Here is a 13,811-nt window from a genome sequence, read left to right as displayed (position 1 = left end):
CTTACATGCGGAAGTGTTCGCCCAGATAGACCCGGCGTACCGACTCGTTCGCGATGATGTCGTCGGGGCGTCCCGACGCCAGCACCGAACCCTGGTTGATGATGTAGGCACGGTCGCAAATACCCAGCGTCTCGCGCACATTATGATCGGTGATCAGCACGCCGATATTGCGCTCCTTCAAGAAACGCACGATGCGCTGGATCTCGATCACGGCGATCGGATCGACGCCGGCGAACGGCTCGTCGAGCAGCACGAAACGGGGATCGGTGGCCAGCGCACGGGCAATTTCCACGCGGCGGCGTTCGCCACCGGACAGCGACAGCGCCTGGTTCTCGCGCAGCTTTTCAATCTGCAAGTCAGCCAGCAATTTATCCAGCCGCTCCTCGATCTCGGCCTTCGTCAGCGGACGGCCTTCGACGGTCTGGATTTCCAGCACGGCGCGGATATTGTCTTCCACCGTCAGCTTGCGGAAGACGGATGCTTCCTGCGGCAGGTAGGACAGGCCCATCTGCGCGCGGCGGTGGATCGGCAGGCTGGAAATGTCCACGCCGCTGATATCGATGCTGCCGCCATCGGACGGCACCAGGCCGACGATCATGTAGAACGATGTGGTCTTGCCGGCGCCGTTCGGGCCCAGCAAACCCACCACTTCGCCGCATTCGACTTGCAGCGAAACATCATGCACGACTTGCCGCTTGCCATAGGTTTTTTGCAGACCGCGAACGATCAGGGTGCTGCCGCAACGTGTATTGTCCATTATTTCTTTCCTGGCGCGGGCGTGGCCGGCGCTTTCTCCGCTGCCGGCGCCTTGGTCTTCGGCTGGATCACCATGCGCACGCTGCCGCCATCCGCGGTGCTGGTGCCGCTGTTGGAATTTTCCATCGCGAATTCTTCCTTGCGGCTGTCATACGAGATGAAGGCGCCATTCGCCACATCGGTCACTTTCGCGCCTTCCAGGCGCGTCAGCTTGGCTCTGGAAAACAGTTTCACCACTTCCGTCTTGTTGTCGTATTCCACGCGCTCCGCTTCGCCTTCCACCCACAGGTCGCCCGCGCCATCGCGCTTCTGGCGGAAGGTGGCGAGCTTGCCGGGGTCGGCCCAGAAGGTAATGAACTGGTAGCCTTGCGGGTCTTCCGTGATCAGGGCCCGGCCCGCCTTCATGGTCAGGGTACCCTTGACCAGCACGACGTCGCCCGTCAGGGTGCGCACCTGCTTGATGTCATCGACGTGGCCGCTACGTGCCGTGATGACGGCTTCCTTCTCGGAATCGGCCTTCTCGGCATGCGCCCCGCCCATGATGGCCAGGGACAATACGGTCAACAGCAAGATGTTCTTCATAGTATGGTTTCCTTGTTTCATTCTGTCATTTTGCCGCCGCGGCCGGGCGCGGTTTCGGCGGGAGGACCATGCGCAGCGCATTCTGCACTTCCACCACGCCGGTGGCGTTATTCGCCTTCATGCCGACGCCATTGATGCGCGAGGCGCCCGTCAGGATATCGACAGGCACGTCCGTTTCCATTCTTTCCTCATCCGGGAACACCGTCAGCGCTTCCGTCTTGACCGTCAGGTTCTGCGCCTTCGGACTGGCCACGCGGTCGATCACGACCTTGCGGTGCAGTTGCAGCCGGGTATTGTCCTGGTCGATATGCGCCAGTTCCGCATTCATGTTCATTGGCGGCATGCCTGGCGTGAGCTTGCGCACGAAAGGCTGGTCGATATCGGACGAATCGTCCAGCGGATAATGCGTGAGCTTGGTGCCCGACACGATATAGCTGGGCTTACCCGTCAAGTCCATGCGCACCAGGCTGAAATTGGTGATGAAATAGTCAGGCTCATCCAGATGCTTGCTGGCCGTGATGTCCTGGCTATTCTTGTTCATCACCTCGAGCAGCCAAAAGCTGGCCAGCGCGACAACAACCGCGCCCAGCACGGTAAAAATCATGCGCCAGCGATGGGCGCCTCCTGGCTTACGCATAGGGCTTTACTCTTTCAAATGTCACTGGCAAGGCGCGCCTCACTCCAGGAACGGCGCCATGACGCGCGCATAGTTATCCTGGGCGCGCAGCAGGAATTCGCAGATTTCGCGCACCGCGCCGCGGCCGCCGCCGGCCTGCGTCACATGGTGGGCCAGGCCCTGCACTTCCGGGCGCCCGCCCGGCACGCTGACGGCAAAGCCGACGCGTTTCAGGATGGGCGCATCGATGACGTCGTCGCCGATATAGCCGCATTGCTCTTCCGTCAAGCCCGTCAGCGCCAGCAGTTCGCGAAACGGCGTCAGCTTGTCGTGGCCGCCCTGGTGCACATGGGTAATGCCCAGGTCTTGCGCGCGACGCGCCGTAATCGCCGAGCGGCGCGCGCTGATGATGGCCGTCTGCACGCCCGATTCCTGCAGCAGCTTGATGCCCAGGCCATCATACACATTAAACGTTTTCATCATCTCGCCGTCCGGGCCGAAATGCAGGCTGCCGTCGGTGAGCACGCCATCGACGTCAAAGATCATCAGTTTGACCTTGGCCGCGCGCGCCAGGTTGTCCGCTACGCTTTCCATCAGATCACCTTCGCTTGCGTCAGATCATGGATATGCAGCGCGCCCACCAGCTTGCCGTCGGCATCGACGACCAGCATCTGGTTGATGCGGAACTGCTCCATCACGGCCACGGCGTCGACGGCCAGGCGCTCGGGCGCGATGCTGCGCGGCTGCGCATGCATGACGTCGCGGATCGCCACTTGCGTGAAATCCTGCACGCGCTCGAACATGCGGCGCAAGTCGCCATCCGTAAACACGCCCACGGGGCGGTCGTCGGCATCGACGACGGCCGTCATGCCCATGCCCTTCTTCGTCATTTCTTCCAGCGCCTGCAGCAGGGAAGCCTGCACGGGTACCTTCGGCACCCGTTCGCCGCTGCGCATGACGTCATGCACGTGCGTGAGCAGGCGGCGGCCCAGGGCGCCGCCCGGATGCGAGCGGGCAAAATCTTCTTCCTTGAAGCCGCGCAAGTCGAGCAAGGCCACGGCGAGCGCGTCGCCCAGGGCCAGGGTGACGGTGGTGCTGGCCGTCGGCGCCAGGTTCAGCGGACAGGCTTCTTTCTCAACAGAAACATCCAGGTGCACGTCGGCCAGCTGGGCCAGGCTCGAATTTGGTTTACCCGTCATGGAAATCAGCACGCCACCCATGCGCTTGACGACGGGCATGATGGCCATCAGTTCCGACGATTCGCCGGAGTACGATATGGCAATAAAAGCATCTTCCGAGGTGACCATGCCCAGGTCGCCATGGGCCGCTTCGGCCGGATGCACGAACAGGGCCGGCGTGCCGGTGGAAGCGAGGGTGGCGGCAATCTTGCGCGCGATATGGCCGGACTTGCCGATGCCGGAGACGACGACTCTTCCTTTGCATTGCAGCAACAGCGCCACGGCGCGGCCCACGCTGTCGTCCGTGGCCAGGCGCGCGTGCAGCGCAACGATGGCGTCGGACTCGATCTGCAAGGTGGTGCGGGCCAGCGCGACAGCGCGCTCGGTCGTCGCTTGCATGTCAATTCGATCAAAAGCTTTCAGCATTGTTTTTTCATGGGTTACACTCATGCCCAAAGTATAAACGAATTAGGAAAGCAAAAAACTTGCCAGTCACAACAAACAACGATTTCCATTGACCGTACCGGGCAACCCATGTTTTCCTCGCTTGAACTGACCCTGATGTTACTCGGCAGCGCCGTGCTGGGCGTGGTCGCTTTCAGAATGTTGCATTTGCCGCCCATGCTGGGCTACCTGGCCGTTGGCATCGTCATCGGCCCCCACGCGCTGGGCCTGGCAGCGGAAAACGAGGCCAGCCACACCCTGGCCGAGTTCGGCGTCGTCTTCCTGATGTTTTCCATCGGGCTCGAATTTTCCCTGCCCAAGTTCCTCGCCATGCGGCGCATCGTCTTCGGCCTTGGCATGGCACAGGTGGTCACCACCATCATCGCCACCGTCGTCTTCGGCTGGTTCGTCGCGCGCTATCTGTCCGCCTACATCCACCTGAGCTGGCAAGCCGCGTTCGCCCTGGGCGGCGCGCTGGCCATGTCGTCGACGGCCATCGTCTCGAAAATGCTCACGGAGCGGCTGGAACTCGAAAGCGAACACGGCCGCAAAATCATCGGCATCTTGCTGTTCCAGGACTTGGCCGTCGTGCCCCTGCTGATCCTCATTCCCGCCCTCACGCGCGATTCGGACAACCTGGCCGAAACCCTGGCCTGGGCCGGCGGCAAGGCCCTGGTGGTGCTGATCTTGCTGCTGTTCATCGGCCAGAAGATGGTGCGCGGCTGGCTGACCATCGTCGCCAAGCGCCGCTCGCAAGAATTGTTCATGCTCAACCTGCTGCTGATCACCCTGGGCGCGGCCTGGATCACGGAGCGGGCCGGGCTGTCGCTGGCCCTGGGCGCGTTTGTTGCCGGCATGCTCATTTCCGAGACGGAATTCAAGCACCAGGTGGAAGAAGATATCAAGCCCTTCCGGGACGTGCTGCTGGGCCTGTTCTTCATCACCGTCGGCATGCTGCTCAATATCCGCGTGGTGCTCGATAACTGGTGGCTCGTGCTGCTCTTGCTGTGTGGCCCCGTGCTGCTGAAATTCGCCCTGATCGCGGGCCTGGCCCGGCTGTTCGGGTCCAGCAACGGCGTGGCCTTGCGCACGGGGCTGGGACTGGCGCAGGCGGGCGAGTTCGGCTTCGTGCTGCTGAACCTGGCCGGCGGCATCAAGCTGATGGACCCGTTCGTCGTGCAGGTGGTGCTCGCGTCGATGGTGCTGTCGATGCTGGTGGCGCCCTTCCTCATCGCCAAGTCGGACGCCATCGTCATGAAACTGGCAGCCAACGACTGGATGATGCAGTCGCTGGCCCTGACCAAGATCGCCACGCGCACCATGGCGTCGCAGAAACACGTGCTGATTGCCGGCTTCGGGCGCAGCGGACAAAGCCTGGCCACCCTGCTGGCGGAAGAAAAAATCGAATACCACGCGCTGGACCTGGACCCGGAGCGGGTGCAGGAAGCGCAGCTGGCCGGCGCGCATGTCTCGTATGGCGACGCGGGACGGCGCGAAAGCCTGGTGGCGGCCGGCATCTACCGGGCCAGCGCCGTGGTGATCACGTATGCGAACACGCCTTCGGCACTGAAGTTATTGCATTTGCTTAACGAAATGGCCCCGACCTTGCCCGTCATCGTGCGCAGCCACGACGATACCGACCTCGACCAATTGAAGAAGGCGGGCGCTGCCGAAGTGGTTCCGGAATTGATGGAAGGCAGCCTGATGCTCGCTTCGCATGCGCTGATCATGATGGGCGTGCCCCTGCGCCGCGTGGTGCACCGGGTGCAGGCGGCGCGCGAGGAGCGCTATGCGTCACTTCGCGGCTATTTCCACGGCTCCAGCGACGCGGGCGACGATGCCGAACTGGAACGCCTGCATACGGTCACCGTCAGCGAAGGCGCGCACTGCGTGGACTTGCCCTTGAGTGCGATCGACGTGGCCGGCTGCGGCGCGTTTGTCACGGCCATCCGCCGCGGCCGAGGCCGCCTCGATGTCACCCCCGAGACGCAACTGGCCAGCGGCGACGTGGTGGTGCTGCGCGGCACGGCCGACGCCGTGGCCAAAGCAGAAACATTACTACTTAAATAATTAACCTGACTGCGCCTGCCAGCTGATGACCTTGTTGCGGCCATCGGCCTTGGCCTGGTACAGGGCCTGGTCGGCGTGCGCCACCAGTTGCTGCGCCACCGTTTCGATGGGGAGTAGCGCCGCGTCCGCTTCCAGGCTGGCCACGCCGATCGACACGCTGACCCACGCTTGCGCGCTGCCCGGCAAGTCGAACATGGTGCCGGCGATGCTGGCGCGGATGCGTTCGGCCACGAACGTGGCACTGTCGAGGTCGGCGTCGATCAGCAGCACGACGAATTCCTCACCGCCGAAGCGGCCCAGCGCATCGGAGCGGCGCAATTCCGTGCGGATGCGCGTGGCCACTTCGCGCAGCACTTCATCGCCGCCCTGGTGGCCATGCGTGTCATTGACCAATTTGAAATGATCGATGTCGATGTACATGCATGAGATGCAATAATTCTGGCGCCGCGCGCGGGCGATTTCTTCCAGCAGGCGGCGGTCGATATAGCGGCGGTTGTAGACGCCCGTCAGGGAATCGGTCAAACCGATGTATTTGAGCATTTCATTGCTGATCACGTTTTCCAGGCAAATGGCGATGATGGACGCCATGTGCTTGATGAAATCCGTCCCCAGCGCGGGGGTAAAGCGCGTCACGTCGCTGCTGGCCAGGTTCAGGCTGCCAATCAGGCGCTTGTTGCGCAACAAGGGCACCAGCGCCACGCTGCGCAGAGCGTCGATCTGCGGAAAACGCGGGCCATGCACGGTCGCATCAAAGGCGCCCAGCAGCGGCAGCGGCGGCAAGGCCGCTTCCCCCTCGGCCACGGGCTTTGGTGCGGCAAAACCCAGCTCCCCCACGGCATGCACGAACAGCAACTGCGGGAAGGCGCTGAAATCGACGCCCAGCTTTTCCATCACCAGCACGATATCGTCATCCTCGTCGAGCAGGCTCAAGGTAACGCCGTCGAGGTCGGAAATCACGGGCAAGGTGCGGAAGATGGTGCCGATCAGTTCGGGAAACGTGGACGCGCTGACAATTTCCAGGTCAAACGCCTGGTGGCGGCACATGATGTCGTGGTTGCGCTCGACCTGTTCCAGCAGGAAAGCCATGCGCGCCCGCAGGGCCTGGTTTTCGGCTTCGAGGCTGGCAATGCGCGGGTCCGGCGGTATTGCTTGATTCATAGAAACCTTAAACCCTTCTGTGCGGGCGCCATGCTTAAAATGCCAGTTCGAAACCGATGTCCTGCCCCACCACGATACGCTCATCGCCGCCATCGGTGACGATGGCGTTCATGCCGAAGCAGATGGCGCCGTCGAGCTCGGGCTTGGCGCGATAGCCATGCATGACGTCGAGCGGGTCCGGTCCGGGCACGCCCGTGGCCTGGTCCACCGACGGGATCGGGCAGCGCGAGCACGGCTTGACGGGTTTTAACACGGTCGCGCCGAATTGCAGGAAGTCGGCGTAGTCTTCCTCGAAGGCGCCGATCTCGCCGATGACGAGGTTGGGGCGGAAACGGTTCATCGGCAGCACTTCGCGGCCGGCGGCGCGCAGCTTGTCATTCACGTCGGCTAGCGAAGCGGCACCGGCGATCAGCACCGGGTAGCCATCGGCAAACATGGTCGCGGCAGCCACGCCGTCCGTCCATTTGGTGCTGGTGGCGCGCACCACGTCCGGGTGAAAGCGCACCAGGCGGCACGGCACGCCGATGGCGTTGGAAAACCAGGTGGCCGTGACGTCGTCGCAATCGTAGGCGCGCACGCTATCGTCCCACACTTGCACGTCCAGCATCGGTGCCAGTTGCGGATGCGGCAAGCCCAGCTCGATTTCCAGCCGCAACATGCCCGGCGCGCGCAATTCCAGCGTGGTGGCCTTGATGGATGGCACGATCAGCGCCATGCGCGGATGTTCGCGCTGGGTCAGGAAGCGGCCTTGCGCGTCCACCACCATCCATTCGCGGTCGAACACGTGCTCGCTCATCAGCCCTGAACGCGTCAGGACGGCCTCGCGCAAATGGATGCCGGCGCACGATTTGATCGGATACAGGATGATGTCGGACAGGATAGCCATGAACCAGTGACAAGGAACAGTGTTGCTGCTTCTGCCAGGAAGTTATTCAGAAGCGAAGTATGGCAGCAAAGCGGGCAAGCGTAAATCGGCCAGGCTCAGCCAATAAGGCTGGCCTGGCATGAGAAGGATCAATACGTGTAGAAAATACGCTGGATTTCTTGCGTGCTATTCGTTTTGGTCAAAGCCAGCATCAGCAGGATACGGGCTTTTTGCGGGTTCAGGGTGTCGGACACGACACTGTCGAGTTCATCGTCGTTGGCTTCGCCATTGCGCGCCACGATGCCCTGGCCGACACGGCTCGAACGCACGATCAGCACGCCCTTCTGGCGCGCTTCCACCAGGGCCGGTTTCATTTGCGCGGCCACGCTGCCATCGCCCACGCCCGCGTGGATGATGCCCTTGGCGCCGGCGGCAATGAAGGCGTCCATGCCGACACGGTTCATGTTGGCGTAGCCATACACAATGTCCACTTGCGGCAGGGCATCGAGCTTGCTGATGTCAAATTCCGATTCCAGCGTGTGCTTGCGCGTCGACTGGCGGTAGAAAAAGGCCTTGCTGCCCTGGATATAGCCGAGCATGCCCAGTTCCGGCGACTTGAAGGTGTCGGTGGTCGAAGTGTTGGTTTTAGTCACTTCGCGCGCAGCGTTGATCTGGTCGTTCAAGGCCACCAGCACGCCCTTGCCCACGGCTTCCTTGCTGCCTGCCAGCATCACGGCGTTGTACAGGTTGATCGGACCGTCAGCCGAGATGGCCGTCGACGGACGCATGGCGCCCACCACGACGACCGGCTTGTGGCTTTTCACGGTCAGGTTCAGGAAATACGCCGTTTCCTCGATGGTGTCGGTGCCGTGCGTCACGACCACGCCATCGACATCGTTCGAGGCCAGCAGCACGTTGATGCGCTTGGCCAGGGCCAGCCAGTGGCTATTGCCCATGCTTTCGCTGGCGATCTGGAACACTTGCTCGCCTTTCACGTTCGCCACTTTTTTCAATTCCGGCACGGCCGCGATCAGGCGCTCGACGCCCACGGTGGCCGAGGTGTAGCCGACGGTGGTGGTGCTGTCGGCACCGCTGCCGGCGATGGTGCCGCCCGTGGCCAGAATCACCACATTCGGCAATTTGACGGCCGCCTGCTGCGCGCGCGCGGGGGACGCGGCGATAAAGCCCATCAGCATGGTAGCCAGCATCAGCTGTGCACAAGAATGGAATTTGCGTGAAAACATGGTGCTCCCGTGAGGTGTACTGTCAAAAATAACAAAGTCGTGTGCAAATTATATGTCATCAGTGCCGCACGAATCCCCCAATTCATGCGTCCCGCGCAAACGTGTGCGCCTTCCCATGCGCTACAGTGGCGCCATGTCCACACTACTCCCCCTCCGCGCCTGCCTCGTCCTGCCGCTCGTCCTGATGGCGCTGAGCGCCTGCTCCACGCAAATCGAACTGCGCACGGCGGCGCAACAGGAACAGTTCGCGCAGGAGGCGGCCAGCCAGGGCGACTGGGAGCGGGCCATGCGCAGTTACGCGGCCGCGGCCGACAATGCCGAACTGGGTCACGGAGATGCCGCCTGGCAAGCTCACCTGCACCACCAGGCGGGACGCGCCGCCAGCGGGGCCTGCCGCTACGATGCGGCCGAATTTCATTTCCGCCAGGCCATCGCGCTGGCAAAGAAAAGCGGTCAATCAAGCGCGCTCAGCGACAAGGCGCTGGAATCGCTACAGGCCGGCAAACCCTGCGGAGTTCCTCGATGAATATCGCACGCACCTTGCTGGCCGCCGGCGCCCTCTTCGCGGCGATGGCGCCGGCGCGCGCCGCCGAACCACCGCTACCCTTATGGGAAGCGGGCGTGTTTGGCGGCACGGCCGTCACGCCCGCCTATCCGGGCGCCAGCGAACGCTCGACGCGCAGCCTGGCCCTGCCCTATCTGATTTATCGGGGGAAAGTGTTACGCGCCGACCGCTCCGGCGTGGGCGCGCGCCTGCTCAATACGGAGCGATTCGATTTCGATATCGGTTTTGCCCTGTCCTTGCCGGCCCGCTCCAGCGACGTGCCGGCCCGGCGCGGCATGCCGGACCTGGGCACCCTGGTGGAGTTTGGCCCGCGCCTGAAAATCAAGCTGGCCGAGCCGACGCAGCACAGCCGCCTGGGTCTGGAACTGCCCTTGCGCGCCGTCATCGAGGCGCGCGGCGGCCTGCGCCGCCAGGGCGCCACGTTCGAGCCGCGCCTCGTGTACGGGCTGCAAGGCGAGCAGCAGGCGTGGCACGTCGATGCCAGCCTGGGCGCCGTGCTGGGCAATACCGCCATCAACGATTACTTGTATGGCGTCAGCCCCGCGTTTGCCACCGGTCAGCGCCCCGCGTATGCGGCAAAAAGCGGGCTGATGCTCACACGCGTGGGCCTCGGCGGTTCGTACCGGCTGCAGCGGGACTGGCGTGCCTTTGCCTTTTTGCGCTACGACAACTACTCAGGCGCCGCCAACCGCGCCAGCCCCCTGCTGCGCCAGAACAGCGGCACCTCGGCCGGCATCGGCCTGCTGTGGACGTGGCGCCGCTCGGACAGTCTGGCAAGGGGCCCGGACGAGTAACGGCAAGACGGCTTAAAACTCCGTCGTGGCCGACAACATGACGGTGCGCGGTGCGCCCAGGCCCAGGCTGGTCCATTGGGGCAGCGCCCAGTACGCCCGGTTGCCGACGTTCGTCATGCTGGCGCGCACGGTCAGGGGCCGGCCAGCCGCCTGCGTCGCATAGCGGGCGCCCAGGTCAAACACGGTGCGGCCCGGCACGGACATCGAATTGTCGGCATTGATGTATTGCTTCGATGCCGCCGTCGCATTCGCCGTCAGGGTCACGCCGGGGATGGCGGGCGTATCCCACTCGACGCCCAGCTTGGCTTGCAGCTTGGGCACGCCCGTGGCCTGCTTGCCCTGGTTGCTGCCGCCCACGGTCTTGCTCAAGACGGGGTCGACATACGCCACGCCGCCCATCAGGCGCACATCGCGCAGGGGCGAACCGAAGAAGCCCCAGTCGACGCCACGGTTGCGCTGTTCGCCACCGAAGGAAAAGAGATTGCTGACAGGATCGACATAGCTGCTGGGCCGCTTGATTTCATACAAGCTGAGCGTATGCGCGAACTCGCCCAGGTCGACCTTGACGCCAAGCTCCGCCTGCTTCGACTTGTAGGGCGCAAAGACTTCGCCCGAGTTGGCCGCCGTCAGCGGCGCCGTGGCGCCCTGGCTCAAGCCTTCGATGTAATTGCCGTACAGAGAGATAGTCTTGCTGGCCTTGACCAGCAGGGCGACGGCCGGCGTGGTGGCGCCTTCGTCATAGCGCGAAGTGCGCGCGCCCGTCTTGATGTTGAAGTTATCGCTGAGTACTTCCTGGCGGCGCAAGCCCACCGTCAGCTGCACGGTATCTTGCGCAAAAGAAAGCGTGTCGACCAGGCCGACACTGGCCAGGCGCAGTTCCGCCTTGGAAATTTGCGGCGCGTCGAAGCGCGTCGCCGGTCCCCAGACGGGGTTATAGATATTCGTGATCCAGTCTTTCGCCAGGGTATTGCGGCGTCCGTACTGCTTGTCCGTGTGGTGGTAATAGGTGGCGTTGACGGCCCATTGATGGCCGATATCGCCCGTGCGCAGCTTGCCCCGCAAACCCGCTTCCGCCGACTGCTTTTCCACGTCAAAACCCAGGTCGGCAAGATTGGTGCGGTAGTCGCCGGCCGTATTGAACACCTGGATCAGGTACGCGCCCGTCGACTGGTAATCGGCCCGGCTGGCGCCCACGGCGGCATACGCCATCACCTGCGCGTTCAAGTCCAGCTCGCCACGCAGCATGGCACCCTTGTCCTTGGTATCGTAAAACGCCCAGCTGGGATTCAACAAGGTTTCCGCTTTCGGCGGACGCGGCACGGGCAAGCCTGGCGCCAGGTTGACGCCCCGGTTCAAGCCATCGGCGCGGTCCTCGCTGTGATACAGGTCGGCGGACAGGCGCGCGCCGTTGCCACGCCAGTCCAGGCCCACGGAAACGAGCCGGGTCTTCTTTTTCTGGTGGTCGATGGCGCCGTCGCCATCGCGGTAGACGCCGTTGACGCGGATGCCGAACTGTTTATGCTCGCCAAAGCGCTGACCCAGATCAATATGCCCACCGAACTGCGAATCCGACATATACGATGCCGTCATGCGCGCCAACGGCACGTCACCCGCGCGCTTGGGCACGAGGTTGATGCTGCCGCCTACCGAGCCGCCCGGTGGCATGCCATTGAGTAATGCTGACGGTCCCTTCAGCACCTCGATGCGCTCGAACATTTCAGGCGAGGTGCGGTAGTAGGGCGAGATGCCGTACAGCCCGCCAAACGCCACATCGCCGATATTCGAGCTGAAGCCCCGTATCGAATAATTCTCGCCGATGATGCCCGTCATGCCGCTGCTGAAAACGGTAGGGTCGGTGGCGGAAATCACATCGGTGATGTCGCGCGCCTGGCGGTCTTCGATGAATTTATCCGTATAGCTGATGGTGTTGAACGGGGTTTCCATGAAATCCTTGTCGCCCAGGAATCCCACGCGGCCACCGGACGCCACTTGCCCGCCTGCATAGGCATCCGTCACCGTGTTGCCCTTGCCCCACACCGTCACGGCCGGCATGGTCGCGGCGGCCTCGGCGGCGGCGCTGTGCGCCGGTTCACGGCGCAAGGTATAGCTGCCATTACCCTCGCGCACAGCTTGCAAGCCGTGGCCGCGCAGCAATTCGTAAAAGCCTTCGGGCACGCTGTAACTGCCGGACAAGCCGGCGCTGTTCTTGCCTTGCAGCAGGCTAGCCTCGACCGTCAATTCCACGCCCGCCTCGGCGGCAAAGGTATTGAGCGCCTGGCCCAGCGAGCCGGCCGGCACGCTGAACGCTTGCCGGGCCTGCCCCGCCCCCGCTTGTGCAAAGGCCGGCGGAGCCGCCACGCCCAGCGCCCCCACGGTCAAGCCCGTAATGAGCGCCAATTGCACGGCGGTGGCGATGCGGCTCAAATTCAAGGCGGGAAGGTGGCGCGTTGCCATGCGGTGTGTCATACGATAAATCCTTTCAGATGGGATGATTGCTTGTTCTCACCCTATCTCCCGAACGAAAAGGCAAAACCCTCAATCTAAATACGACTCATTACGAAATATGGCGATTACTGATAGCCTTTCAGCACATCGTCGATCACCCGCTTCAGCGACGTCACGCTGGCCGCCGTGATGTACCAGGCGTCCGCATCGACGAAGACCACGCGGCCGTTCTTCCAGGCATTGGTCTGGCGCAGCAGCGGATTGGCCATCTGCTCGGCCGTCATGACGGGACGGTGTTCCATCACGGCCGTGCGGTCCACCACATAGATGATGTCGGGGTTGGCTTGCTGGATGAACTCGCTGGAAATCGGCTGGCCATGCAAGCCCGCTTCGATGGCCGAACTGGCAGGTTTCACGCCCAGCGCATCGAAGACAAAACCGTAGCGCGACTGCACGCCGAATGAACTGAAGGCGCCATTGTTGTGCAAGACGATCAGCGCCTTCTCGGGACGTTCCTGCGTCACCTTGCGCGCGTCCGCCACCTTCGCGTCAAGCTCCTGCGCTTTCTGGCTGGCGAGGTCTTCCTTGCCGAAGATGCGCCCCAGGGCCAGCAAGTGTTGCTTGACCACCTCGATGTGCTTGCTCTCGCTGTTCTGGTAATCCACGTCGAAATGCAAGGTCGGCGCGATCTGGCTCAGTTCCTTGTAATGGTTGGCCTGGATCGACGTCATCAGTATCAGATCGGGCTGGAGCGCGTGGATATGCTCGAGATTGGGCTGCACGATGGCGCCCAGGTCGCGGATGTTCGCGTCATCCTTGTAGCGGGTGAGGAAATGCGGCACGTAATCCTTCACCATGCCGGCCACTGGCACGCCCAGCTGGTCGAGGAAATCAACTTCGTTCATGTCCAGCACGGCCACGCGCTGCGGACGCTGTTTGATCACCGTCGTGCCCAGCTTGTGCTCGATTGTGATCGGAGTAAACGCCGAGGCAGGCGCTGCTGCCGTCGTCGTGCTCTTGTCGGTGCAGCCTTGCAGGGCGGCCATGGCGGCGAGCAGCACGGCGATTGCCAGACGGGGTTTGTTCCAGATCAT

The 13,811-nt window shown here is 62.9% G+C and carries 13 protein-coding genes; 3 read left to right on the top strand and 10 right to left on the bottom strand.

Annotated elements, in window-relative coordinates; genetic code table 11:
- Position 1: 1 nt before the first annotated feature.
- From lptB to AC3IQ7_RS03555, 5 genes are read right to left on the bottom strand one after another with little or no spacing between them, the layout of a single operon-like run.
- A complete protein-coding gene (gene lptB, locus AC3IQ7_RS03575) occupies positions 2 to 757 on the bottom strand; it encodes an LPS export ABC transporter ATP-binding protein (protein ID WP_099378489.1) in 756 nt (251 codons plus the stop codon).
- A complete protein-coding gene (gene lptA, locus AC3IQ7_RS03570; protein ID WP_099378488.1) occupies positions 757 to 1,338 on the bottom strand; it encodes a lipopolysaccharide transport periplasmic protein LptA in 582 nt (193 codons plus the stop codon). Before lptA ends, lptB begins: the two co-directional genes overlap by 1 nt.
- A 25-nt stretch (positions 1,339 to 1,363) precedes the next feature.
- Positions 1,364 to 1,975 (bottom strand): LPS export ABC transporter periplasmic protein LptC, encoded by a 612-nt coding sequence (gene lptC / locus AC3IQ7_RS03565; protein ID WP_233516169.1) that lies wholly within the window; start codon positions 1,973 to 1,975, stop codon positions 1,364 to 1,366.
- A gap of 39 nt (positions 1,976 to 2,014) precedes the next feature.
- Positions 2,015 to 2,548 carry a KdsC family phosphatase gene (locus tag AC3IQ7_RS03560; RefSeq protein WP_071325611.1) on the bottom strand — a complete coding sequence of 178 codons (534 nt, stop codon included), beginning with the start codon at positions 2,546 to 2,548 and terminating at the stop codon, positions 2,015 to 2,017.
- On the bottom strand, positions 2,548 to 3,558 hold the full coding sequence (locus tag AC3IQ7_RS03555) for a KpsF/GutQ family sugar-phosphate isomerase (RefSeq protein WP_489208379.1): 1,011 nt from the start codon (positions 3,556 to 3,558) through the stop codon (positions 2,548 to 2,550). Before AC3IQ7_RS03555 ends, AC3IQ7_RS03560 begins: the two co-directional genes overlap by 1 nt.
- A 108-nt stretch (positions 3,559 to 3,666) precedes the next feature.
- Between AC3IQ7_RS03555 and AC3IQ7_RS03550 the strand changes: the two genes are divergently transcribed.
- Positions 3,667 to 5,646: a monovalent cation:proton antiporter family protein gene (locus AC3IQ7_RS03550; RefSeq protein WP_099378485.1), complete on the top strand. Its 1,980-nt coding sequence runs from the start codon at positions 3,667 to 3,669 to the stop codon at positions 5,644 to 5,646.
- Here AC3IQ7_RS03550 and AC3IQ7_RS03545 read toward each other — a convergent pair whose 3' ends face one another.
- The 3 genes from AC3IQ7_RS03545 to AC3IQ7_RS03535 all read right to left on the bottom strand — a co-directional run bounded on the left by AC3IQ7_RS03545 (position 5,647) and on the right by AC3IQ7_RS03535 (position 8,913).
- The gene (locus tag AC3IQ7_RS03545) at positions 5,647 to 6,804 is read right to left on the bottom strand and encodes a GGDEF domain-containing protein (RefSeq protein ID WP_489208378.1); all 1,158 of its coding nucleotides are present in this window, start codon (positions 6,802 to 6,804) and stop codon (positions 5,647 to 5,649) included.
- Between the two features lie 34 nt (positions 6,805 to 6,838).
- The gene (locus tag AC3IQ7_RS03540) at positions 6,839 to 7,690 is read right to left on the bottom strand and encodes an MOSC domain-containing protein (RefSeq protein ID WP_489208377.1); all 852 of its coding nucleotides are present in this window, start codon (positions 7,688 to 7,690) and stop codon (positions 6,839 to 6,841) included.
- 128 nt (positions 7,691 to 7,818) lie between these two features.
- On the bottom strand, positions 7,819 to 8,913 hold the full coding sequence (locus AC3IQ7_RS03535) for a type II asparaginase (RefSeq protein WP_099378482.1): 1,095 nt from the start codon (positions 8,911 to 8,913) through the stop codon (positions 7,819 to 7,821).
- Positions 8,914 to 9,046: 133 nt separating this feature from the next.
- Here AC3IQ7_RS03535 and AC3IQ7_RS03530 point away from each other — a divergent pair, with 133 nt between their 5' ends.
- Together AC3IQ7_RS03530 and AC3IQ7_RS03525 are read left to right on the top strand one after the other, a co-directional pair.
- On the top strand, positions 9,047 to 9,439 hold the full coding sequence (locus AC3IQ7_RS03530) for a hypothetical protein (protein WP_489208376.1): 393 nt from the start codon (positions 9,047 to 9,049) through the stop codon (positions 9,437 to 9,439).
- Entirely contained in the window at positions 9,436 to 10,272 is an 837-nt protein-coding gene (locus AC3IQ7_RS03525) for a MipA/OmpV family protein (RefSeq protein ID WP_489208375.1), read from the top strand. The genes AC3IQ7_RS03530 and AC3IQ7_RS03525 overlap by 4 nt, the downstream gene beginning before the upstream one ends.
- 12 nt (positions 10,273 to 10,284) lie before the next feature.
- On the opposite strand, the gene AC3IQ7_RS03520 is transcribed toward AC3IQ7_RS03525, so the two are convergent.
- Positions 10,285 to 12,738, bottom strand: coding sequence for a TonB-dependent siderophore receptor (locus AC3IQ7_RS03520; protein ID WP_489208374.1), 2,454 nt, complete (start codon positions 12,736 to 12,738; stop codon positions 10,285 to 10,287).
- A 104-nt stretch (positions 12,739 to 12,842) separates the two neighbouring features.
- Entirely contained in the window at positions 12,843 to 13,811 is a 969-nt protein-coding gene (locus AC3IQ7_RS03515; protein WP_489208373.1) for a siderophore ABC transporter substrate-binding protein, read from the bottom strand.

This window comes from Janthinobacterium sp. GL_088 (genome assembly GCF_057837845.1).
The sequence above is the reverse complement of the archived record's forward strand: the minus strand, read 5'-3'. Positions and strand labels throughout refer to the sequence as shown.